Raw genomic sequence first — 22,418 nt, forward strand, 5'->3', positions numbered from 1 at the left:
GACTGTTCCTTTCGGGGTGGGTCGGCCATGCTCCGGATACAGGTGGACCGCGGGACGGCTCGGTGTCCGGAGGCGTGGGGGAGTACCGGCAGGCCGGTGGACCGGCGGGGAGGAGGTCCACCGGCCTGCCGGTGGACTGTGCGGGGATGCATCTCGTGAGGGTGGAAACCGCGACGAGTTGCGAGGGAACGGGCGCGATGGCCGGCGGAGTGGCGGCAGGGACGTGCGCGCTGCCGGACGGGGTGCGGTGACCAGGTCCGACGAGCGTCGGCGCCTTGACGGCGCTATGGGTGTGACGCCCGGTGTCTACGGGTAATGGGCCGCATGCCGAACAGGGGCGATGTCGTGGGTGCCGCTGTTGATCGAGGTGTCGTCGGGCTGGGCGGCGGGGCCTCGGCCCGCTGAACCGGCCGGCCCCCTGCGACGGGCGCCGTCGTGTCGAGCTCTGTGCCGCAGACGAGGCGGAGCTCGTCAGGCGGTGCGCCACCAGGCGTAGTACTTGTCGCCGTAGCCGTCCATGATGTCCGCGTACTCGTGGTCGGCGTCCGGGAACTCGAAGAAGTCGTGCGCCACGTCGAGGTCGGTGAAGCGGGTGTCCAGGTCGCGGATGGTGGGTGCCAGTCGGGTGTCGAGCCGACCGGACAGCAGGCGGACCTGGCTGGTGCGGCGCAGTTCGGGGGCGTTGGCGAGGACCAGGCTCCAGGGGTGGCAGAGGTCGTAGTACTCCTGGTCGCCGAAGTAGGTGTTGTTGACCCGGTCCGCGGGTTCGTCCTTGAGGTCGCGCAGGATCGCGGGAGCGACCGCCGACACCTTCCCGAAGACCTTCGGGTACTTCAGGCCCAGGTGCAGGGCGCCGAAGCCGCCCATCGAGAAGCCCTCGACGGTGCGGGACTGTGCCTCGGGGATGGTGCGGTAGGTGGAGTCGACGTGGTCGACCAGGTCGAAGGCGGTGATCTGGGCCAGCGGTCGGGCACCGTCCTTGGAGTCGACGTACCAGCCGATCGGCAGGATGTGCGGGAGGACGACGATCGTCGGCGGTATCACCTCGTTCCGGACGGCCTTGTCGATCCGCGCAACCATTTCTGAACCCTGACGGGAGTTGCCGAACCCGCCGTGCAGCCAGTAAATGACGGGGAACCGTCGTTCCGGCTCGGTCTCGTACTGGGGCGGCAGATAGAGCTGGTAGTTGCCCTGGGCGTCGGCCGTTGCGCGGGAGGGCTGGGGGTAGAGCTGGAACGTGGTGAGTTCCTGGTCCTCCTGGACCGGGTCGATCCACTGCTGTTCGATCTCTGCCATCTGCTCCGGCGTCGTGCTTACCTTGTGAACCTTCTGCACCACGGTGCTGTGTCCTCTCGGTGGGTCTTGATTACGGCCCGGGATCCTCCGGGGCGGGCGCCGGCAGCCCTCCGGCCCCGCCCATCCGAGCGATGTTCTACACGGTGTTCCGTTACGTGGAATGGCGTATCCTGTTGTGGAACGCTCATCAGTGAAACCCTGCGACGGGAGCCTGTCAATGGCCGGGATCGAAACTTCAGAGGACTCACAGAGCAGCGGCCGGGGAGGACGCACCTCCCATGCGGGCAACGCCACCGACAAGGCGCTCAACCTCCTGGAAGCCGCGGTCGCCCCCGGCTATCCGCACCGGCTGGGCGAGGTTGCCACGGCCGCCGGGGTGCCCAAGGCCAGCGCTCACCGCATCCTCCAGAACCTGGTGGCGACCTCGTTCCTGGCCTCCGACGGCACCGGCTGCTACGGCCCGGGACCGCGGCTGCGCGCGCTCGCCGCCCGTGTCACCCAGGGGTGCGAGGAGGACCAGGTGATGCGGGCCGAGATGGAGGTGCTCAGCAGACGCGTCGGCGACACCGTGCACCTGGGAGTGCGTACCGGGGACGCCGCCACCTGCCTGATCAAGGTGACCAGCCCGAGGCCGGTGCAGACCGCCTCTCGCGTGGGCATGCATCTGCCGCTGCACGCGACCTCGATCGGAAAGTGCATCCTTTCCGGCCTGAGCGACGACGAGTTGACCGCGCTGATGAACCGGGTGGGCATGCCGGCCCGCACGGAGCACACCATCACCGAACTCGACGCCCTGCGCGCCGAACTCGACCGGGTGCGCGCTCAGGGCTTCGCCCTCGACGAGGAGGAGAACGAGATCGGCGTACGCTGCCTCGGCGCCCCGGTCCGCGACGCCAAGGGCGCCGTGGTCGGGGGCGTCAGCATCTCCGCCATCACCTACCTGGAGTCCCGCGAGACGCTCCTGGGCTGGACCGACCTGATCCGTACGACGGCGGAAGCGCTGCACGGCCTGCTGGGCTGACGAGCGGCACGGCTGCGGCCGTGCACCACGACACCCCGTCGCGCACTCCCGCGATCCGCACGCTTACCTTGCGGATCTCTCACCGTTTTGGTCTTGTACGACCACTGGACATCGCTGCACCGTTTCAGCAGGGTTACGGCACCGGGTCGGCATCCGTCCCGGTTCACCGGCCAGCCCCCGGTGCGTCAGTACCTCTGAGCGCGACCTCGCGAGCAGCGGGAGCACCTCCGGTTCGTCGCCGCTCATCCATGACCGTCCGTCCTGCACGGCCCAGGCCGTGATCGCACGACGGTTACCGCGACGCAACGCTTCCCCAATTCGGCCCTTCGGCCGACTCGCCCACTCCCGTGAACAGGCGCAGGCGGACACCCCCACAGGACACCGCCGGCCCGGGTGACTCCGGTCATCCGCGTCCGGCGTACGCCGCTCAGGCCGCTCATCCCCCCTGATCCTCATGTCCGTTCCGCCGTGGTGTGCGGAGCCGATCTCCGGGCCGACCGAACCTCGCCCGTCCAGCCGCCCGAGTCCCCGGCCGCGCCCCCGCCGAGCTCAGAGCAAGGAGAAACAATGACGTTTCACGATGACGCACCGTCCCCGTCCGCCCCCAGAGCCTCGCGCAGGACTCTCCGCACCACCCGCCTCGGCCTCGCCGCCCTGACGACCGCGCTCGCCCTCACCCTGGCCGCCTGCGGCGGAGCGGCCGGTGGCGCCGCCGCCGGCTCCGGGAGCGGCAGCGGCACGAAGGTGGCCGGCGGCACCCTCACCGTCGCCGAGCAGCAGGCCCCGCCCTCGATGAACCCCGGCAGTCTCGACCTCGGATTCGTCGACTTCACGATGCTGTCGTACGAGTCGCTGTTCTATCTCTCCCCCGAGGGGACGGTGCAGCCGGCGCTGGCGAAGTCCTGGAAGTACGTCGGCACGGGCAACACGGAACTGTCGGTCACGCTGCGGTCCGGGGTGAAGTTCGCGGACGGCACACCGGTGACCGCGGACGCTGTGAAGGCGTCCCTGGAGTACGCGAAGACAGCCCAGGGCAATCAGGCGCACTATCTGACGGACGCGACGATCACGGCCTCGGGCGATCTGGGCCTGACGATCAAGCTGGCCAAAGCGAACCCGATCCTGCCGACCCTGCTGACCCAGTCGTACGGCATCGGCCAGATCATCAGCCCCAAGGGTCTGGCCGCCGCCTCGAAGCTCACCCCGACCGCCACGAGCCAGGGCGCGGGCCCGTACATCTACCAGCCCTCGCAGAGTGTGGCCGGCGACCACTACACGTACACGGCCAACCCGTCGTACTACGACAAGTCCAAGCAGGGCTACAAGAAGATCGTCATGAAGATCGTGCAGAACGGTCAGACCGCGGTCAACGCCATGAAGACCGGCCAGATCGACGTCTACAAGGGCGACTACACGTCCGCCGCCTCGGCCAAGTCCGCGGGTATGTCCACCGTCGGCCTGCCGGTCATTCTCCAGGGGCTGAGTCTGATCGACCGCGGCGGCGAGGTGTCCAAGCCGCTCGGTGACGTGCGGGTCCGGCAGGCGATCAACTACGCGATCGATCGGGCCGCGGTGACGAAGGCACTGCTCGGTTCCAGCGGTACGCCGACCGTGCAGACCGTGATCAAGGGCGGCGACGGCTACTCGGCCGACTACGCGGACCACTACGCGTACAACCCGGCCAGAGCGAAGCAGCTGCTGAAGGCGGCCGGCTACCCCAACGGCTTCGAACTCCCCGTCCTCGCCGCGACGTTCGTCGGCTTCGACACGATGGCCCAGGCGATCGCCGGACAGCTCGAAAAGGTCGGCATCAAGGTGAAGGTCACCGCCGTCACCAGCATCACCTCCTTCGTCGAGAACCAGACCAACCACAAGTACCCGGCCGTCTCGGGCGGTTTCACCGAGGAGCCCATGTACCTGGAGGGCCAGGACCTGTTCATGCCCGGCTCGAAGGTCTTCAACGGCTTCGGCACCTCGGCCCCTGAGCTGACCAGCCTCTACGACAAGGCCGCCGCGGCCGACGCCACCACGCGGGCCGACCTGGACAGGCAGATGCAGGAGTACCTGGTGAAGAACGCCTGGTTCGCGCCGGTCGCCTTCACCCCGGTCAACTACTACGTCCGGCCCGGCGTCGGCGGGGTGAAGGTCAGCGCGGGCGCGCCCTTCGCCAGCCCCCTGGCCTTCTACGCCACCAAGTAGAGCTCCGGGCTGCCCCCTTCCTGACCAAGGGGGCAGCCCGGCCCAAGAAAGGAGAGAGGCGAGATGCACCGGATCCTCTTCCGCTGGCTGCTCGGCGCGATCCCCGTCGTCTTCGGCGTCTCCGCCCTGACGTTCGTCCTGACCAGCCTGGTCCCGGGCGACCCCGGCCGCACCATCCTCGGCGCGAACGCCGGCCCCGCCCAGGTCGCAGCGATCGACAAGCAGCTCGGCCTCGACCAACCGCTGCCGGTCCGCTACTGGGACTGGCTGACCGACGCCCTGCACGGCAACCTGGGCGACTCCATCACCTCGGGCGTCCCGGTGAGCGACCAGCTCACCTCCCGCCTCGGAGTCACCCTCTCGCTCATCGGCGGTGCGATCCTCGTGGCCGCGGTGGCGGGCGTCGCCCTCGGCGTGCTCAGCGCGCTCAAGGGCGGCTGGCTCGGCCGGGCCGTGGACGGCATCGCCCTGGTAGGACTTGCCGTACCGAACTTCTGGTTCGGCCTCGTGCTGATGACGGCGTTCGCGGTGCAACTGCCGCTCTTCCCCGCGACGGGATACGTCCCGTTCGCCGAATCCCCTGTCCAGTGGTTCGAGTCGCTGGTGCTCCCGGTGCTCACCCTCGGCGTGCCGGCCACCGCGCCCGTGGCCAAGCAGACCCGCGACGGCGTCCTCAACCAGCTCGACCGCGAGTATGTCCGGGTCCTGCGGGCGCGCGGCATCCCGGAACGGTCGGTGCTGTTCCGGCATGTGCTGCGCAACGCCGCCGCGCCGATCGTGACGGTGCTCGGCGTGGTCGTGGTGACGCTGTTCGGCGGGACCGTGCTCGCCGAGACCCTGTTCGTGATGCCAGGACTGGGCGGCCTCGCCGTGACCGCCGCCTCCACCCAGGACATTCCCATGGTCCAGGGTGTCGCCCTGGTGTTCACGGTGACCGTGATGCTGATCAACCTGCTGATCGAAGTGGTGTACACGATGGTCAACCCGAAGGTGCGGACATGACGAGCGCCGCCGTCAAGAACACAGTGCGGCGCCCGGCCTCCCAACGGCACGGCTTCGCCGCCAGGTTGGCCCGCAAGCCCGCCGCGGCGGTCTCCGCCGGCTACCTCCTCCTCGTCCTCCTCGTCACCCTCCTGGCCGACTGGATCGCCCCCTACGACCCCGACGCGCAGGACCTCACCGCCGCGCTGAGCGGCCCGAGCGGCCACCACTGGCTCGGGACGGGCGAGTTGGGCCGCGACGTGCTCAGCCGCCTGATGCACGGCGGACAGGTCACCCTCCTGGGTGTGGCGATCACCCTGGCCGTGTATCTGACGCTCGGCGTCCCGGCCGGCATGGTCGCGGGCTACCGGGGCGGCTGGTTCGACCGACTCGTCCTCAAGAGCGCCGACCTGATCTCCGCCGTACCCGTGATCATCGTCCTGCTCGTGGTCCTGTCGGTCTTCACCAACAACGAGAGCGCCGCCATGGCCGCCAACGGCCTTCTCGGCGCACCCCTGCTCGCCCGCGTCGTACGGTCGGCCACCCTCGGTGTGAAGGAGGAGTTGTACGTCCGCGCGGCCGTCGCCAACGGGATCAGCGACCGGGTCATCATCCGCCGCCACGTCCTGCCCCGCGTGAGCGGCGTCATCCTCGTCCAGGCCTCCGTCTACGGCGCGTACGCCGTGCTGCTGGAGACCGGGCTCGGCTTCCTCGGCCTGGGCACCACCCAGGCCAGCTGGGGCAGCATGATCGCCGAGGCGTCCAAGAACGTCGGAACGGACCCGTGGCTCCTGGTCCCCTCCGGGTTCATGATCATCAGCTTCATCCTGGCCCTGGGCCTGCTGAGCGACGGTCTGCGGGACACGCTCGCCGAGCGGTACGCGCCCCCGGCCGACAGGCCGCCGTCCCGCCGCCGCGCCGCCCGCGAGGCCCTGGCCAGGGCACCGAAGGCGGTGACTCCGCTCGCCGAACCCGCCAAGGACGCGCTGCTGTCGGTACGTGGGCTGACCGTCGCCCTGCCGATCGACGGCACACCGACCGAGGTCATCCGTGACGTCTCCTTCGACCTCCGCGCCGGTGAGGTACTGGGCATCGTCGGCGAGACCGGCTGCGGCAAGAGCGTCACCGCGACCTCGCTGCTGGGCATACTGCCGGCGGGCGGCGAGATCACGGCGGGCACCATCCACTTCGAGGGCGCCGACCTGGCGAAGGCCGATGCCGACGCGCTGCGGCGGGTACGTGGCCGCCGTATCGGATGGATCTCCCAGGACCCGATCTCCAGCCTCGACCCGTCCTTCACCGCGGGCGCCCAGGTCGCGGAGGCGGTCCGCGTGCACACCGGCTGCACCCGCAAGGCCGCCCGTCAACGTGCCCTGGAACTCTTCGAGTTGGTACGACTGCCCGACCCCGCCCGGGTCGCCGCGAGCTATCCGCACCAACTCTCGGGCGGCATGGCCCAGCGCGTCGGCATCGCCGCCGCACTGTCCGGAAACCCCGCCCTGGTGATCGCCGACGAGCCGACCACCGCGCTCGACGTGACCGTGCAGGCCGAGATCCTCGACGTCCTGCGCGACCTCCAGAAGACGGGCACGGCCGTCATCCTCATCACCCACGACTGGGGCGTCCTGGCCGACCTGTGCGACCGGGCCGTCGTGATGTACGCCGGCGAGGTCGTCGAGGAGGCTGAGGTCACCGCGCTGGTCACCGCCCCGGCCCACCCCTACACGGCCGGACTGCTCAGCTCCGACCCGCACCACGCCGTCCCGGGCGAGCCGCTGCCCGCCGTCGAGGGCGCGGTACCGCCGCCGACCCAATGGCCGGTCGGCTGCCACTTCCAGAACCGCTGCCCCCGAGTGACCGACGCCTGCCGCGAGAAGCCCGTCGTCATCTCCCGACTGACGGCCCTGGAGCGCTCGGCACGGTGCATCCGGCCCGTCGAGCTGATCGGAGAAACAGCGCATGACTGACCAACTCGCAGCGGACACAGCCCTGTTGAAGCTGCGCGACCTGGACGTCACCTACCGGCACGCGGGCCGACGCGGCGGCGCCGTGCACGCCGTACGCGGTGTCGATCTGACGGTGCACCGGGGCGAGATCGTCGGCCTGGTGGGCGAGTCCGGTTCAGGCAAGTCGAGCATCGGCTCGGCGATCCTCGGACTCGTCACCGTCACCGGGGGAGGAGTGGAGTTCGACGGCGCCGACATCACCCGCAGCTCACGCTCCGAACGCCGGCTGCTGGCCCGCCGTATGCAGGTGGTCTTCCAGGACCCCTTCGGCTCCATGAACCCCGCCCACACCGTCGGCGACACCCTCGCCGAGGCCTTGCGCCACAACCTGGGCCTGCCCGCCGACCAGATCCGGGAGCGGGTGCTGCGCGCGCTCGACGACGTGGGCCTGCCGCCGGGTGCCGCCCGCCGCTACCCGGCTGCCTTCTCCGGCGGCCAGCGGCAACGCATCGCCATCGCACGGGCCCTGGTCATGGAACCGGACTTCATCGTCTGCGACGAGGCCGTCAGCGCCCTGGACCTGTCGGTACAGGCCCAAGTGCTCAACCTGCTGGCCCAGTTGAAGCGCACCCGCGGGCTCAGCTATCTGTTCATCTCGCACGACCTGTCCGTGGTGCGCTACCTCAGCGACACCATCGTCGTCCTCTACGCCGGCCGGGTCGTCGAGCGGGGCCCGGCGGCGCAGGTCGCCGACCATCCCGCCCACCCGTACACCCGCGCGCTGCTGGCCGCGGCGCCGGTCCCGGACCCCGTGGCGCAGCGCCAACGCCAGACCGAGCGACGGCACGCGCTCGCCGCCGTCCCGGCCGCGGGCCGGGTCAGCCAGGGCTGCGCCTTCGCCCCGCGCTGCCCGTTCGCCCAGGAGACCTGCTGGACGACCCGGCCAGAACTGACCGACCACGACGGGGTCACCGTCGCCTGCCACCGCTACGACCAGATCACGGCCGAGGCCGCCTGACCACAGCGGCCAACAGCCCCCGCAACACCGGCCATTGGCCCCTCCGAGCATTCCCCGGCGCCACTCGGAGCCGCCGTGGACAGCCGGGTCTCCAACCCTCTCTCCGTCAAGGACCAAGATGACCACCACCGCACCTGCCCCGCTCGCCATCTCCGCGCTGCTGCCCGACGGTGCCCACCTCATCGCCGGCGAATGGGTCCCCGCCCGCTCCAGGGCCACCCTCGACGTGGTCAACCCGGCCACCGGCGCCGTCATCGCCCGCGTCCCGCGCGGCACCGCCGAGGACATCGACGACGCCGTACGAGCGGCTGAGGACGCCCTGCCCGCCTGGCGCGACACCAGCCCCGCCACACGCGGCGAACTCCTCTACCGCTGGGCCGAGTTGGTGCGCGAGCACGACGACGACATCAACCGCCTGGAGGCCGTCGAGGTCGGGCACCCCGTCGGCCCCTCACCGATCGCCGCCCGGCTCACCTACCTCGCGGGCAAGGCCGACAAGGTCTTCGGCGACACCCTGCCCACCCGCTCCCCGGACGTCCTGGGCCTGACCCTGCGCGAGCCCTACGGAGTCGTCGGCGCGATCATCCCCTGGAACGCGCCCGGCCCCATGACCGTCTTCAACACCGCCGCCCCCATCGCGGCCGGCAACACCGTCGTCCTCAAGCCCGCCGAGGACGCGCCGCTCACCGCCCTCTACCTGGCCCGGCTGGCACAGGAGGCCGGCATCCCGCCCGGCGTCCTCAACGTCGTCACCGGCTACGGCGCCGAGGCCGGCGCCGCCCTGCCCGCACACCCCGGCATCCGCAAGATCAGCTTCACCGGCTCACCCGCCACGGGCACCGCCGTGATGGAGGCCTGCGCCCGCAACCTCATCCCCCTCCAGCTCGAACTCGGCGGCAAGTCACCGCAGTTGGTACTGCCGGACGCCGACCTCACCAAGGCCGTCCCCGCGATCGTGCGCAGCATCGTCATGAACAGCGGCCAGGTCTGCGCCGCCGGCTCCCGCGTCCTGGTCCACTCCTCCCTCCACGACCGGCTCGTCTCCGAAGTCGCCGACGCCTTCCGCGCCGTACGCGTCGGCCTGTGGGACCAGCCCGTCGACATGGGCCCGCTGATCAACGCACGGCAGGAGAAGCGCGTGCTCGACTACCTCGCCATCGGCAGGGAGGAAGGCGCCGAAGTCGTAGTAGGCGGCGGCAAGTTGACCGGAGAACCGTACGACGGCGGCTACTTCGTCGAGCCGACCCTCTTCGACCGGGTCACCCCCGGGATGCGCATCGCCCAGGAGGAGATCTTCGGCCCGGTCCTGTCCGTCCTCACCTACCAGGACGAGGACGAGGCCGTCGCCATCGCCAACGGCACCCGCTACGGACTGACCGCCACCCTGTGGACGCAGGACATCGGACGAGCGGTACGGCTGGCGCGCCGGGTCCAGGCCGGGCAGGTCGCCGTCAACACCCTCGGCGACGGCGGACCCGCCGGAGCGATCGGCGCACCCTTCGGCGGCTACAAGCACAGCGGGTTCGGCCGCTCCATGGGACCGGACTACCTGGAGGACTGGACGCAGGTGAAGGCCGTGGTCATCAACGCCGCCTGAGCGCGAGAGCGACCGAACACGACAACCCCGGACATCAGGAGGAGAACGTGCACGACAACCTCGCGCGACGCAGCTTCATGAGCCTCACCGGAACGTCTCTGTCGTTAGGTCTGATCGGCGCGGGGGGCCTGTTGGCCGCGTCCTCCGCGTCCCCGGCCCGGGCCGCCGACACCCCGGACGGGGACCTGGCGATCACCGGCCTGACCTTCACTCCGGACGTCAACTACGCCATCGCCAGCGGCGCGAACCTGAGGTTCGACTTCTACCAGGGCAAGGTCCAGCCGGCCGGCACCGGGATGGAGAACACCCCCACCCCGCCCCAGACGCCCACACCGGTGGTCATCTGGGTACCCGAGTACGGCCTTGAGGAGTACGTCGCCGGCCGCAACCGCACCAACGTCGACAGCAAGTACCCCACCCCGATCGCCAGTTACCTCGCCTACGGATACGCGGTCATCAGCGCCACGTACGCCTTACAGGCATCGAAGAGCAAAGACCTCCGACTGCTGATCACGTATCTCAAGTCCCACGCCGACGACTTGATCATCGACACGGACAACGTCGGCGTCCTCACCGCCACGCGCACCGGTTACACCGCGAGCATCTCCGTCAGCGGCGGCAAGGCGGGTGACGTCACCGACCTTACGGTCGACGCGCCCAGGGACACGGACTACGAGGCGCTCATCACCACGGCGAACACCAAGAAGATCGCCGAGTACTTCACCGCCCACATCGGCGGAACCTACGACGCCTCGGACCCGCTCGACATGACCACCCCGGACGTCTCCTGGGTCGACCCCAGCATCCACACCAGTGAACTCGGTGAATACCACGCCTTCCCCTCGCCGTCCCGCGGCCGGGGCGCCTACGCCAGCTACGCGATCTACCTGCCCGCCACATAATCCGGGTCCCCCCCCGCAAGCGGTTCCCGGTGATCTATTTCCTGCACGGCGGCAACGGCAACCAACGCGAGGCCAAGAACTGGCTGATGGCGCAGGTGGACAACCTGATCAGGGCCGGCAAACTCCCGCCGACCATCGTCGTGTGCGCGCAGGGCCTGCCGATCGGCTGGTACGTCAACGCCAACGAGGCGGCGGACGGTGTACTGAGCGGCCCGGTCGAGAACGTGATCGTCAAGGACCTGATCCCACACATCGACGCGACGTACCGCACCATCGCCCGCCGGGAGGGCCGGGGCATCGAGGGCTGGTCGGCGGGCGGCTTCGGCACCCTGCGGCTCGCCTTCAAGTACCCCGAGACGTTCGCCTACGCCTCCAGCCTCGCGGGAGTGGCTTTGTAGGTGAGTTTTGACTCCACCGGAGGGCTTGCGGTGGGAGTATCGGGGTGCATCGGCTAGAGCGTGTCTCTTTGGTCGGTTGGTCTGTTGATCGGGTGTGTCCGTCCGATTAGTGATCACTGATGCGATGTGGGACCGGATCGAGCCGCTGATGCCAGCCGATCCGGTCCGTGGTCGGCGGTGGGCCGATCATCGCCGAACCCTGGAAGCCATCGCGTGGAAGTACCGCCACTGCTCGCCCTGGCTGGACCTGCCCGATGAACTCGGCTCGTTCCAGACCGCCCACAAACGGTTGATCAGGTGGGCTGTGAACGGCACCTGGGAACGCGTCCTCGCCGCGGTCCAGGCAGCGGCCGAGGGTGCTGACGACATCGGCTGGACCGTGTCGGTGGACTCCACCGTCTGCCGGGCCCACCAGCACGCCGCCGGCGCCAGGAAAAAGGGGCTCCAGGCCGGGCCGAACCCGACGACCATGCGCTTGGACGCTCCCGCGGCGGCCTGAGCACGAAGGTCCACCTAGCCAGCGACAGCCTTGCACGCCCCCTCGCCCTTTGCGTCACCGCAGGCCAGGCTGGCGACGCCCCGACCTTCGAGACCGTCATGGCAGGCATCCGTGTTCCGCGAAGCGGGCCGGGAAGACCGAGGACCCGACCCGATGCCATCCTGGCGGACCGCGCGTACTCATCCCGCGCGATCCGAAATCACCTCCGCCGACGTGGTAGCCGCGCTGTCATCCCCGAGCCGTCGACCAGATCGGCCACCGTCTGCGGCGAGGCCGCGCCGGCGGTCGCCCACCGGCTTTCGACGCCGAGGCGTATCGGCAACGCAACGCGGTCGAGCGATGTATCAACCGGTTGAAGCAGTGGCGCGGCCTGGCCACGCGAACGGACAAGCTCGCCATCGCCTACCAGGCCGCACTCCACCTCGCCGCCATCCTCATCTGGGCACGCCGATGACCACGGGACAAGAACCTAGACCCGTTCCAGCGGGCGGTGAGGGGGTGGCGGGGGCTCGACCTGGATAGAATCGTCGGGGCGGACGGTCCCTCCACGGCGGACCACAGCCATGACGCCACACTTGAACGTGAACTCGCCGGACAAGGGGTCCATGGCGAAGACCTCACCGAGCAGTCCCTTGCGGAAGTCGTTGATCTTCGAGCATGGGTTGCGCAGTCCAGTCACCTCAAGCACCGCCTGCTCCCCGAGATGGAGCAGGGCGCCGGTGGGCAGGCCCAACAGGTCCGTCCCGCGCGTGGTGATGTTTTCGCCGAGCTGGCCCGCAGAGACCCTGAAGCCCTTGAGCGCGAGTTCGTCGAAGAGTTCCTCGTGCATAAGGTGGACCTGGCGCAGGTTGGGCAGGTTCGGCTCGTAGGTCATGCGGAACTGGTGGCGGATCGTCTCACCTGCGTGAACGTCTCCTTCCACTCCGAGCCCCGTGAGCAACCTGATGGAATCGCGATTGGACTTGCCGAACGAGTACTCCTCGTCACGGCTCACTGCGGTCACCTGACCAGGCATCACGCCCCCCCCACCTGTCGTCGTTCTGCGGCCGGTCGATCATAGAGGCGGTGCAAGCAGCCTTGCGAGGGAGGCGTGCAGTGAGCAGACCTCATCGGGCGGATGGGACATGTCCGGCTCCTGATCGGCACCGTCCCGTCACCGAACGCCAAAGAGACAGCTCCTAGCGCTGGGTGGTTCAAGTGCCCTTTTCGAAGGTCGAGTTGTACGCGGCGATACGCCATGACGCTCGTGTCGAAGGGCTGTCCAGCAGGGCTCTGTCGGCGAAGTACGGGGTGGGGCGGCGGACGGTCGCGATGGCCCTGGAATCGGTGTGGCCGGCACCTCGCAAGCAGAATCCACCCCGGGTCTCACGCCTGGATGCGTTCAAGGCGACGATCGACCAGATCCTGCGCGATGACCTGGACGCGCCGCGCAAGCAGCGGCACACCGTCAAGCGGGTCTTCGACCGGCTGGTCGACGAGCACGACGCCCGGGGCGTGACCTACTCGATGGTCCGCGCTTACGTCTTCAGCGGAAACCTGAGATCCGGATCGAGGAGGGCCGCGGCCCTCCTCAGGCGTTCGTGCCGCAGACCCACCGCCCCGGCGATGAGACGGAGGTCGACTTCGGGGACGTGTGGATCCAGCTGAACGGCGTGTCGACCAAGGTGTTCCTGTTCTCGCTGTGTCTTTCGTTCAGCGGGAAGGCCGTGCACAAGATCTTCGTTTCGTGCGGGCAGGAAGCGTTCCTGGAAGGCCACGTGCACGCACTTCAAGTGCTGGGCGGCGTGCCCCGCGGCAAGGTCCGCTACGACAATCTGCGCGCCGCGGTCAGCCAGGTACTGGGCACACCCGGGGCCGGGTGGAAAGCGATCGGTGGACGGCATTCCGCTCGCACTTCTCCATCGAGAGCTTCTACTGCAATCCGGGCATCGAGGGCGCCCACGAGAAGGGCGGCGTCGAAGGGCAGATCGGCTGGTTCCGCAGGAACCACCTGGTCCCCGTCCCGAAGGTCGCCTCGCTGGCCGAGCTGAACGCGATGGTTGAGCGCCGGGACCAGGAGGACGACGCCCGCCGGATCATGCAGCGGGCGCTGACCATCGGCGAGATGTTCGCCATCGAACGCCCACTTCTGGTCGCGCTGCCCGAGGAGGACTTCGAGACCGGACTGGTCTCCTCACTGAGGGTGAACCGCTACGGCCAGGTCAGCGTGCGCACCAACCACTACTCGGTGCCGGTGCGGCTGATCGGCCGGATGGTGCGGGTCGTGCTGCACGCCTCGGAGCTCGTGGTCTACGACGCGCGCAGGGACGTCGCCCGCCACGAGCGGCTGATCGCCAAGGGCGGCTCCCGCCTGGAGCTGGACCACTACCTGGAGGCACTGGTCCGCAAACCGGGCGCCCTACCCGGCGCGACCGCGCTCGACCAGGCCAGGTCGGCGGGCAAGTTCACCCCGGTCCACGACGCCTGGTGGCAGGCGGCCTGCAAGGCCCACGGCGACGCCGAGGGAACCCGCGCCTTGATCGCGGTCCTGCTGCTGCACTGGCACATGGTCCACGAGCACGTGGTGGCCGGGATCGCGACCGCGCTGCGGGCCGGCGCGCTGACCGCCGACGCGGTCGCCCCGGAGGCCCGCAAGTGGGGCGAGGCCAACCAGGGCACCGAACAGCTCGCCGACCAGGACAGCGCCCCGCGCCGCCGGGCGGACGGCGGAGCGACGGTGACCTCGCTGACCGAACGGCGCCTGGCCGCGCTGCCGCCCGACCCCAGTCCGCTGCCGTCGGTGGCCGCCTGCGACCAGCTGCTGCGATTCCGCCGGCGGCCCGCCGACGGCCAGGCATGACCCAGGAAGAGGCACCGTGACCGCCAAGCGCAACCGCGGACTGACCGAACAGGCCGCCGACACCGCCGTGGACCAGGCATGCCGGATGCTCCGGCTGCCCACCATCCGAAACCAGTACCCCGACCTGGCCGAAGCCGCGGTCCGGGACCAGATGACCTACCGAGGGTTCCTGGCCGAGCTACTGCTGGCCGAATGCGACGACCGGGCCCGCCGGCGCTCGGAGCGCCGGATCAAGGCGGCCGGCTTCCCGCGCGAGAAGTCGATCCGGCAGTTCGACTTCGACGCCAACCCCGCCATCGACCCGGCCACGATCCACACCCTTGCCCAGTGCGACTGGGCCAAGAAGGGCCTGCCGCTGTGCTTGATCGGCGACAGCGGCACCGGCAAGTCCCACCTGCTCATCGCGCTGGGCACCGAGGCCGCGATGCACGGGTACCGGGTGAAATACGTGCTGGCCACCAAGCTCGTCAACGAACTCGTGGAGGCCGCCGACGAGAAGCTGCTGGCCAAGACCATCGCCCGCTACGGCCGCGTCGACCTTCTCTGCATCGACGAGCTGGGATACATGGAGCTCGACCGGCGAGGCGCCGAGCTGCTGTTCCAGGTTCTGACGGAACGGGAGGAGAAGAACAGCGTGGCCATCGCCTCGAACGAATCTTTCGGAGGGTGGACCAAGACGTTCACTGATCCAAGGCTCTGCGCGGCGATCGTGGACCGGTTGACGTTCGGCGGCAACATCATCGAGACCGGCACCGACTCCTACCGTCTGGCCGCCACCCGCGCCCGCGCCGAACAGAAGCCCGCCGCGGTCGCCGCGGGTTGAAGAAGAGGTGGAAGGGGTTTGGTCCCTGTTACGAAGAGACCCAATGGCCAACACCGCATTCACCGACCCTGACCACCTCACCCGCACCCTCCGCCGAGGCCCGCCCACATTCAGTGCCACCCGGGACTCATCGACGGCTGCCTCACCGAAACCGGCCTGACCCTCAACCCCGGCACCCGAAGCCAATCCGCCAAGGTCAGTAGTCATCCACCGCTCTGGCGAGCGGCTTTGCGAAGCGAGTCCCACAGGGTGTCGATGTGGTCGGGCAGCGTCGTCGTCGCGCCGATGGCGACGCGAATGGCGAAGTGACCGTTGACCGATGTGTGCGTGAGGAAGGAATGCCCTTCGGCGTTGACCGCCTCCATTGCTGCCTTGGTAGCGGCGTCGTCGGGGCGCCCTTCCCGGTCGACGAGGTACAGACATACGAGTGCCAGTGATGGCGGGGTGGCCAGGGCGAAGCCCGACTCGCTCTCGATCCGGTCGGCCAAGGAGTTGGCCATAGCGACGTGGCCGCGGATGCTTTCGCGCAGGCCTTCCAGCCCGGCGCCGTGCACCACCGACCAGATCTTCAACGCACGCATACGACGGCCCAAGGGGACCTGCCAGTCGCGGTAATCGATGACTTCGCCCGATTCGGTCGCAGCGTTACGCAGGTACTCCGGTGTGATGGACAGCGCTGTGGGCAGCGCTCGGGCATCCCTCACCCACATGAACGAGGCGTCGAAGGCGGTGTAGAACCACTTGTGTGCGTCGGTGCAGAACGAGTCGACAAGGTTCACGCCGTCCAGGAGCCAGCGGAACTCGGGACACAACGCCGCGACTCCTGCCCACGCGGCGTCGACGTGCACCCACGCCTCGTACGCACGCGCTGCCAGCGCGACGTCTCTCACGGGGTCAATGGCACCCGTGCCGGTTGTTCCCACGGTCGGACAGACCATGACCGGCCTCTTTCCGGCGGCCGCGTCCATGGCCAGCATGTCTGCCAGGGCATCCGCCGACATGGACAGCGTGCCCTGGGTAAAGGGGACGATCCGCAATGCTCGCGCGCCGAGCCCGGCCACACGCACGGCCTTGGCCAGTGACGAGTGGGTCTCGGCAGTGACGTACACCGTCTCGGTGCCGTCCACGCCGTGTTCGCGCCAGTCCGGGTTGCTGCGCTGCAGCGCAGCCAGCAGGGCGGCCAACGATGCCGACGAAGCCGAATCCTGCAGCGAACCGCCTCCGCCTCCGGCGAAAGTGAACTCGCGACCAAGGCCCAGGGCATCCGCCAGGCCGTCGAGCAGGACCTGCTCGATTTCCGTCCCGGCCGGCGATGTCGACCAGAGCATTCCCTGCGCTCCGATCCCGCCCGATGCGATGTCACCGAGGAGCGACAGCAGGGACGCGTTCGCTGGGAAGTAGCCGAAGAAGCCCGGGTGCTGCCAATGGAGCGACGAGGGGACGACCACGTCGTTGAGCAAGGCGATGAGATCATCGCCCAGCGCCTGGGACGGCTGCTCAGGCAGTTCACGAGGAAGCTGCGCCTTCACGGAGCCCGGTGAGACCTTCGGCCGCACGTGCAGGGAAGGGAGCGAGGTGCGGTACTGGGCGACCCAGTCGACCAACTGGTGGCCCTGGCGGCGGAATTCATCTGGCTCAAGATCAGGCATGCTCTGTCCTAAGAGGTGGTGTTGGTCATGACGAGGGCTGAGCGCCCACCTGAGCGCTGGGGATGATCAGGTGCCCGGGGCGAGCTGGCCGCTACCGGATTCAGAGGGCCTCGATGCCGGGTACCGACGGGTGCCGCACCAGAGCCTGGCGTCTACAGTTGTAGATTAATAGCTCCAATGTAATCCCTTATGGGGTCGCTGGGAAGGGGGCGCCATGGGGACCCCTCTCACGGCCACCGGGAATGACAGCTCTTCGCCCTCGCCCCGTGACGCCCCTGCCGCGAGCACGCGGCGTAAGAGGTTCACCAGGTCACAGGGTTGGGTCTGCGGGTCACACGACCCCTCGGACTCATCCGCCGTGAGGCCCGCGAGTGCGACCACAGCCCTCAGCATTCAGGCGTCTACCCGTTGGTAAGGTGTCACCGTGCCCAAGATCGTGGACCACGACGCGCGGCGTGAAGAGATCATCGAAGCCGTATGGCGCCTTGTCGCGCGGCGAGGATTCGCGGCGCTGAACATGCGGGATCTCGCCGCCGAAGCTGGATTCACCAACGGTGCGCTCGCACGATACTTTCCCACCAAAGCAGCCATTCTGCGGGCCGCGCTGGAGCGCGCCAATGCGGCCACCGAGCAGCGTGCCGCCCGCACCATCGCCGGCGCCAACGGCCTGAACGCGTTCCGCAAGTTCTGCGTCGAGATCATGCCCCTGGACGACGAGCGTCTCAATGAGGCCCGCGTGGTCATCGGCTTCTGGAATTACGCGGTAGCCGATCAGGAACTGATCGGCGTCTACGACCAGGCGATATCGCGCTGGCGCGATCAGATGCTCTCGTATCTGCACACTGCGGCTGAAGCGGGAGAGATCAACCCATCCTGCGATCTCGATGCGTTCTTGGACCTTGCGATGGCCACGCTGATGGGACTCCAGATCAACGCGATCTTCGCGGCTCGCCTGACCACACCCTCCCGCCAGTTGCGGATACTCGACGGACTCATCGCGGGGTTGCAGACCGGCACCTCATGATTCGAGCACGCAGGCGCAGACGTACTCACCTGTGGATCAGTTGCATCTGATCCGTCCCTTGTGTCACAACGGGTTCTCAATCGGTCGCAGCGGCGCCCGCCAGGTGGAGTCATTTCTCACCTACAAAATCGGGTCTCCCAGGCACCGGATGGAGTCAGAACTGACCTACAAGTGGCGTCGACCGTCACCTACGAAGCCACGGGAGCGGTCATCGGCTTCGACGACGAGCCGATGAAGCAGTACATCACCAACACCTTCGGCCCCATCGACGACCCGGCCTCGGCGGCGTACTTCAACTCCGTACGCCCCCACCACTACGTCGAGCACAACGCCCGTGCCATCAAGGCCCAGGGCGTCAAGGTCCGTCTCCTCGTCGGCGACGGCGACTGGCTCTACGACAACAACGGCACACGGATCACGGAGAACTTCAGCAAACTGCTGACCGAGTACGGCATTTCGCACACCTACGCCGTCCTCCCCGGCGTCGACCACATGATCACCGAGGCGATCGAGGCCGGCACCCTCGCCTACCCGTCCGGATTCTGGGAGGAGGCCCTGGCGAAGTTCACGTAGCCCTCAGCGGGCGTTCGACTTCGACGCCAACCCCAGCATCGACCCGGCCACCGTCAACACCCTCGCCACCTGCGAATGGGTCAAGAAGGGCGAGCCGCTCTGCCTGATCGGAGACTCCGGCACCGGCAAGTCCCCCCTCCTGATCGCCCTGGGCACCGAGGCGGCGATGCACGGCTTCCGCGTCCGCTACGTGCTGGCCACCAAGCTAGTCAACGAACTGGTCGAGGCCGCCGACGAGAAGCAGTTGACGAAGACGATCGCCCGCTACGGCCGTGTCGATCTTTTATGCATTGATGAACTCGGCTATGGAACTTGACCGCAGGGGTGCTGAGCTGCTGTTTCAGGTTTTGCCGGAGCGTGAGGAAAAGAACAGCGTCGCCATTGCTTCGAACGAGAGTTTCAGTGGCTGGACGAAGACCTTCATCGACCCTCGGCTCTGCGCGGCCATTGTCGACCGCCTGACCTTCAACGGCGCCATCATCCAAACCGGCACCGAGTCCTACCGTCTCGCCCACACCAAAGCCCTGGCCGGGCAGACCGCAGCCGGCTGAACGGCGCCGTATGGCCGACCCCGGAGCCAACGGGGTCGGCAGCACGGCGAGATCAGCCGTCGACTTCCCGCGCCACGCGCTCCAGTCGGCTCCGGTAGTCCTCCCACCACGCGTGATCGCCTGGTGGCATGTTGTCGTTGCCCTTCAAATACCCGACGCTCTCGTCGATGAGCTCTCGCACGATGTCGGCGTGGCCGGTGTGGCGCTGGGTATCGGTGATCACGCGCACCACGATGTGGTGCAGTGTCACCTCTCGGCGTTCCTCCGGCCACCACGGGACGTGACCGATCGCGTCGAGCGGTAGCGTCGCGATTGTGCTGTTGGAGTGCTCCCACGCCTGGTGATACAGCCCAACGATCTCTTCTCGCGACTGGTCTGCGGTGGCCCACATGTCCGAGTTGGGTTCTGAGTCCTCCGTATACCACCAGGTCGGCACGTCCTCGTCGAAGAAGGGCCGCCCGAACGTGTCACCGAGGTACCCCAGCTCCACGCTGGCGATGTGTTTGACCAGCCCCAGCAGGTTCGTGCCCGTGTGAGTCAGCGGGCGGCGGATGTCGTATTCCGAGAGTCCATCGAGCTTCCACAGCAGGGCGTCACGCCCGTCTTGCAGGTAACGGAGAAGGTCCGCTTTCGGGTTCGGTTCGATCATGCCGGGCAGTTTCCCACCCGGCACTGACAGCCGGGAGTGACATCAAAAGTCACTGACATTGATCTTGCCTGCCGCCGCGAAACGACTCCCCAAGTCACCTCGAAATAACTCCCGTCGAAAGTGGCACAGCCACACGGTCGGTCCAGCGTCCGGACCGACTGCCGGATCACGAGCTGGGTGCTGAGGACGACGTGGTCGTCGGCGGCGGGCCGGTCCTCGCCGTGGAGAGCCAGGCGTACGGCGGTGCGGCCGAAGTCCTGGAAGGGGACGCGGACCGTGGTGAGGGCGGGGGTGAGGTCTGCGGCGAAGGGGACGTCGTCGAAGCCGACGAGGGAGATGTCGCCGGGGACGTCGAGGTGGGCCTCGCGGAGAGCTGTGAGGGCGCCGGCGGCGACCATGTCGGTGCTGGCGAAGACGGCGGTGAAGTCGAGGCCCGCCCGGAGGGCGGCGCGGATCCTCTGGTAGCCGGAGATGCGGGTGTAGGGCGCCGGGGACGTCGAGTTCGTCGGCCTGGGGGATGCCGTGGGCGCGCAGCGGGGTAGCCGGTGCACCTGGCAGCCGGGACTCCCACATCATCTGGACGACATCGTTCCGAGGGAGCTCATCTCTCTTGCCGATGACGAGGGAACAGCGTCGCCGTCAACGTTCCGGGCCGCGACTCCGGGTGGGCCGCCGGCCTCGACGCCGAGATCATCGTCAGGACGCCCTTCGTGTCCGGCCGTATCGACTTGGTGCTGTCTGCCTCGAAGTTCTGTCGTATTCGGAACCGTCACAGGTCTTGTCACCGGTGTGGGCGCCGTGCGAGTGTCCGGCCATGGTTACGTAACCATGGCCGGTTTGCGCGGGTCCGAGTGTCTGCATCCGGACCCTGGTTCATCACTGCCTCGGCTCAGGTGACGAACTCGCACGCCGCCCTCTGCGATTCCCGTCACTGGAGACGACATGACCAAGACCCCGACGAGGTCGAAAAGACTGGCCAGTGTGATCATGGCCGGCTTCGGCGCGACACTCATGCTCCTGACCGCCCCCGCCTTCGCCCAGTCGGCCCCCGCGGCATCAGCCGCCTCGCACGCGCCGGCGAAGCCTGGGCCGAAGGGCGGTACCAGTGACTTCCGCGGGGTGAACTGGGCGGACCCGCGGGACAACTACGCCAGTGACGCCGTGGTGCCCAGCGGGCTCTCGGTGACCGACGACTACCGCACCGTGTACCGAACCACGGGTCACATGGTGCGCGGCTTCAAGAAGAACCTGGGCGCCAACACGCTGCGACTGCCGATCAACCCGGCAAGCGTCGGCACCACCTGGTGGAAGTCGTACCGGGCGACGATCGACGCGGCCACGGCCTACGGTGACAAGGTCATCGTCAGCTACTGGGAGGCCGACTCCAGCAAGGACGGCCTGGTCGACGACACGGCCGCCTGGAACAAGATGTGGAACACCGTGGTGCGGGAGTACAAGCACAACCCGCGGGTCTACTTCGAGCCGATGAACGAGCCGCACGGCTACACCCTTGACCAGTGGGTGTCCGTCACCAGCGGCTGGCTGGCCCAGCACAAGGACGTCCCGCGCGGCCGTGTCGTGATCAGCGGCACCGGCTACAACGACAACGTCACCGGTGTCGGCGCGGCACCCGCGCTGCGGGGAACGCTGCTGTCGCTGCACTTCTACGGCTACTGGGCCAGCTACACCCAGCAGGCGGACTGGGTCGCCGACCTCAATGCCCGGATCGGCAAGTACGCCGGCCGGACCGTCATCGACGAGGCCGGTTCCCCGATGACCATCGGGCTGAACTACGGCGCGTGGAACGGCAACGTCTACACCTCGTACCTCGCGGCGGTGGCCAACACCGCCCGCAGCAAGGGGATGGGCCTGGTGTACTGGCCGGGGCTGCGGTTCGGCGACTCCTACTCGATCGAGTCGCTGGACGCCAAGGGCAACCTGGTGGACAACAGCGCCACCGGAGTCGCGCTGCTGCGCTGGGGCTACGGCTTCGGCAAGAAGGCGCCCGTCAACAACCTGCCGGCCGCGCCTCCCGGCGAGGTCCTGCGCGGAGTGGGCTCCACCCGCTGCGTCGACGTACCCGGCTTCAGCACGACCAACGGCACCCAGCTCGACCTCTGGGACTGCAACGCCGGCGGCAACCAGACCTGGAACTGGAACGCGGACAAGCAGCTCACCGTCTACGGCAACAAGTGCATGACGGTGGGAGGCACCGGAGCCACGGCGGGAGATCCCGTGGTCATCTCCGACTGCACCGGCACGACCGCACAACAGTGGAACGTGAACGCGGACCTCTCCGTGACCAGCGTCGCCAACCCGGCGCTCTGCCTGGACGCGGCCGGAGCGGGCACCGGCAACGGCACGTCGGTCGATGTCTGGTACTGCAACGGAGGCAGCAACCAGCAGTGGACCAGGAGCTGACACCGGCACCCGTTCCCGTCGACTGCTGATCC

At 68.4% G+C, this 22,418-nt stretch carries 16 protein-coding genes and 5 pseudogenes; 16 read left to right on the forward strand and 5 right to left on the reverse strand.

Annotated elements, in window-relative coordinates; all coding sequences use genetic code 11:
• Nucleotides 1-471 precede the first annotated feature (471 nt).
• Entirely contained in the window at nt 472-1,296 is an 825-nt protein-coding gene (locus tag OG714_RS51775; RefSeq protein ID WP_406131441.1) for an alpha/beta hydrolase, read from the reverse strand.
• A gap of 217 nt (nt 1,297-1,513) precedes the next feature.
• Between OG714_RS51775 and OG714_RS51780 the strand changes: the two genes are divergently transcribed.
• The 9 genes and pseudogenes from OG714_RS51780 to OG714_RS51820 all read left to right on the forward strand — a co-directional run bounded on the left by OG714_RS51780 (nt 1,514) and on the right by OG714_RS51820 (nt 12,311).
• Nucleotides 1,514-2,317, forward strand: a complete 804-nt coding sequence (locus tag OG714_RS51780; RefSeq protein ID WP_406131442.1) for an IclR family transcriptional regulator — start codon at nt 1,514-1,516, stop codon at nt 2,315-2,317.
• A gap of 567 nt (nt 2,318-2,884) precedes the next feature.
• Nucleotides 2,885-4,516, forward strand: coding sequence for an ABC transporter substrate-binding protein (locus OG714_RS51785; RefSeq protein WP_406131443.1), 1,632 nt, complete (start codon nt 2,885-2,887; stop codon nt 4,514-4,516).
• A 63-nt stretch (nt 4,517-4,579) separates the two neighbouring features.
• Nucleotides 4,580-5,518, forward strand: a complete 939-nt coding sequence (locus OG714_RS51790; protein ID WP_406131444.1) for an ABC transporter permease — start codon at nt 4,580-4,582, stop codon at nt 5,516-5,518.
• Nucleotides 5,515-7,464, forward strand: coding sequence for a dipeptide/oligopeptide/nickel ABC transporter permease/ATP-binding protein (locus OG714_RS51795; RefSeq protein WP_406131445.1), 1,950 nt, complete (start codon nt 5,515-5,517; stop codon nt 7,462-7,464). The genes OG714_RS51790 and OG714_RS51795 overlap by 4 nt, the downstream gene beginning before the upstream one ends.
• Nucleotides 7,457-8,461, forward strand: a complete 1,005-nt coding sequence (locus OG714_RS51800; RefSeq protein ID WP_406131446.1) for an oligopeptide/dipeptide ABC transporter ATP-binding protein — start codon at nt 7,457-7,459, stop codon at nt 8,459-8,461. The genes OG714_RS51795 and OG714_RS51800 overlap by 8 nt, the downstream gene beginning before the upstream one ends.
• A gap of 118 nt (nt 8,462-8,579) precedes the next feature.
• Entirely contained in the window at nt 8,580-10,058 is a 1,479-nt protein-coding gene (locus OG714_RS51805) for an aldehyde dehydrogenase family protein (RefSeq protein WP_406131447.1), read from the forward strand.
• A 47-nt stretch (nt 10,059-10,105) separates the two neighbouring features.
• Entirely contained in the window at nt 10,106-10,960 is an 855-nt protein-coding gene (locus tag OG714_RS51810) for a hypothetical protein (RefSeq protein WP_406131448.1), read from the forward strand.
• Between the two features lie 29 nt (nt 10,961-10,989).
• Nucleotides 10,990-11,358 carry an alpha/beta hydrolase gene (locus OG714_RS51815; protein ID WP_406131449.1) on the forward strand — a complete coding sequence of 123 codons (369 nt, stop codon included), beginning with the start codon at nt 10,990-10,992 and terminating at the stop codon, nt 11,356-11,358.
• A gap of 124 nt (nt 11,359-11,482) precedes the next feature.
• Nucleotides 11,483-12,311, forward strand: a pseudogene (locus OG714_RS51820) (IS5 family transposase).
• Nucleotides 12,312-12,326: 15 nt separating this feature from the next.
• On the opposite strand, the gene OG714_RS51825 reads toward OG714_RS51820, so the two are convergent.
• Complete coding sequence (locus OG714_RS51825) at nt 12,327-12,872, reverse strand: MOSC domain-containing protein (protein ID WP_406131450.1); 546 nt, start codon at nt 12,870-12,872, stop codon at nt 12,327-12,329.
• 182 nt (nt 12,873-13,054) lie between these two features.
• On the opposite strand from OG714_RS51825, the pseudogene istA reads away from it, so the two are divergent.
• Nucleotides 13,055-14,696 (forward strand): annotated as a pseudogene (gene istA, locus OG714_RS51830) (IS21 family transposase).
• Between the two features lie 16 nt (nt 14,697-14,712).
• Nucleotides 14,713-15,519, forward strand: coding sequence for an IS21-like element helper ATPase IstB (gene istB / locus OG714_RS51835; protein WP_406131451.1), 807 nt, complete (start codon nt 14,713-14,715; stop codon nt 15,517-15,519).
• A 203-nt stretch (nt 15,520-15,722) separates the two neighbouring features.
• Here istB and OG714_RS51840 read toward each other — a convergent pair whose 3' ends face one another.
• Nucleotides 15,723-17,168, reverse strand: a complete 1,446-nt coding sequence (locus OG714_RS51840) for a pyridoxal phosphate-dependent decarboxylase family protein (RefSeq protein WP_406131452.1) — start codon at nt 17,166-17,168, stop codon at nt 15,723-15,725.
• Nucleotides 17,169-17,592: 424 nt separating this feature from the next.
• Here OG714_RS51840 and OG714_RS51845 point away from each other — a divergent pair, with 424 nt between their 5' ends.
• From OG714_RS51845 to OG714_RS51855, 3 genes and pseudogenes are all read left to right on the forward strand, one after another.
• Nucleotides 17,593-18,192, forward strand: a complete 600-nt coding sequence (locus tag OG714_RS51845) for a TetR/AcrR family transcriptional regulator (RefSeq protein WP_189151489.1) — start codon at nt 17,593-17,595, stop codon at nt 18,190-18,192.
• A 171-nt stretch (nt 18,193-18,363) separates the two neighbouring features.
• Nucleotides 18,364-18,765 (forward strand): hypothetical protein, encoded by a 402-nt coding sequence (locus tag OG714_RS51850; protein WP_406131453.1) that lies wholly within the window; start codon nt 18,364-18,366, stop codon nt 18,763-18,765.
• A gap of 7 nt (nt 18,766-18,772) precedes the next feature.
• A pseudogene (locus OG714_RS51855) lies at nt 18,773-19,316 on the forward strand (ATP-binding protein); the annotation flags it as partial.
• 52 nt (nt 19,317-19,368) lie between these two features.
• Here the strand turns inward: OG714_RS51855 and OG714_RS51860 are convergent.
• Complete coding sequence (locus tag OG714_RS51860) at nt 19,369-19,965, reverse strand: DinB family protein (protein ID WP_406131454.1); 597 nt, start codon at nt 19,963-19,965, stop codon at nt 19,369-19,371.
• A gap of 149 nt (nt 19,966-20,114) precedes the next feature.
• Nucleotides 20,115-20,499: pseudogene (locus OG714_RS51865) on the reverse strand (LacI family DNA-binding transcriptional regulator); the annotation flags it as partial.
• Between the two features lie 101 nt (nt 20,500-20,600).
• Between OG714_RS51865 and OG714_RS51870 the strand changes: the two are divergent.
• Nucleotides 20,601-21,074: pseudogene (locus OG714_RS51870) on the forward strand (hypothetical protein); the annotation flags it as partial.
• Entirely contained in the window at nt 20,977-22,386 is a 1,410-nt protein-coding gene (locus OG714_RS51875) for a ricin-type beta-trefoil lectin domain protein (protein ID WP_406132230.1), read from the forward strand. The pseudogene OG714_RS51870 and the gene OG714_RS51875, both read left to right, overlap by 98 nt.
• Nucleotides 22,387-22,418: the final 32 nt, after the last annotated feature.

The organism is Streptomyces sp. NBC_00989, assembly GCF_045162655.1.
Lineage (GTDB): Bacteria > Actinomycetota > Actinomycetes > Streptomycetales > Streptomycetaceae > Streptomyces.

What these genes read in the sequence shown, in the direction of transcription:
- OG714_RS51795 (WP_406131445.1), top strand. Translation starts at nt 5,515, where the DNA reads ATGACGAGCGCCGCCGTCAAGAACACAGTGCGGCGCCCGGCCTCCCAA.
- OG714_RS51780 (WP_406131442.1), top strand. Translation starts at nt 1,514, where the DNA reads ATGGCCGGGATCGAAACTTCAGAGGACTCACAGAGCAGCGGCCGGGGA.
- OG714_RS51840 (WP_406131452.1), bottom strand. Translation starts at nt 17,168, where the DNA reads ATGCCTGATCTTGAGCCAGATGAATTCCGCCGCCAGGGCCACCAGTTG.
- OG714_RS51790 (WP_406131444.1), top strand. Translation starts at nt 4,580, where the DNA reads ATGCACCGGATCCTCTTCCGCTGGCTGCTCGGCGCGATCCCCGTCGTC.
- OG714_RS51785 (WP_406131443.1), top strand. Translation starts at nt 2,885, where the DNA reads ATGACGTTTCACGATGACGCACCGTCCCCGTCCGCCCCCAGAGCCTCG.
- OG714_RS51805 (WP_406131447.1), top strand. Translation starts at nt 8,580, where the DNA reads ATGACCACCACCGCACCTGCCCCGCTCGCCATCTCCGCGCTGCTGCCC.
- OG714_RS51775 (WP_406131441.1), bottom strand. Translation starts at nt 1,296, where the DNA reads ATGGCAGAGATCGAACAGCAGTGGATCGACCCGGTCCAGGAGGACCAG.
- OG714_RS51875 (WP_406132230.1), top strand. Translation starts at nt 20,977, where the DNA reads ATGCTCCTGACCGCCCCCGCCTTCGCCCAGTCGGCCCCCGCGGCATCA.
- OG714_RS51825 (WP_406131450.1), bottom strand. Translation starts at nt 12,872, where the DNA reads ATGCCTGGTCAGGTGACCGCAGTGAGCCGTGACGAGGAGTACTCGTTC.
- OG714_RS51800 (WP_406131446.1), top strand. Translation starts at nt 7,457, where the DNA reads ATGACTGACCAACTCGCAGCGGACACAGCCCTGTTGAAGCTGCGCGAC.
- OG714_RS51860 (WP_406131454.1), bottom strand. Translation starts at nt 19,965, where the DNA reads ATGATCGAACCGAACCCGAAAGCGGACCTTCTCCGTTACCTGCAAGAC.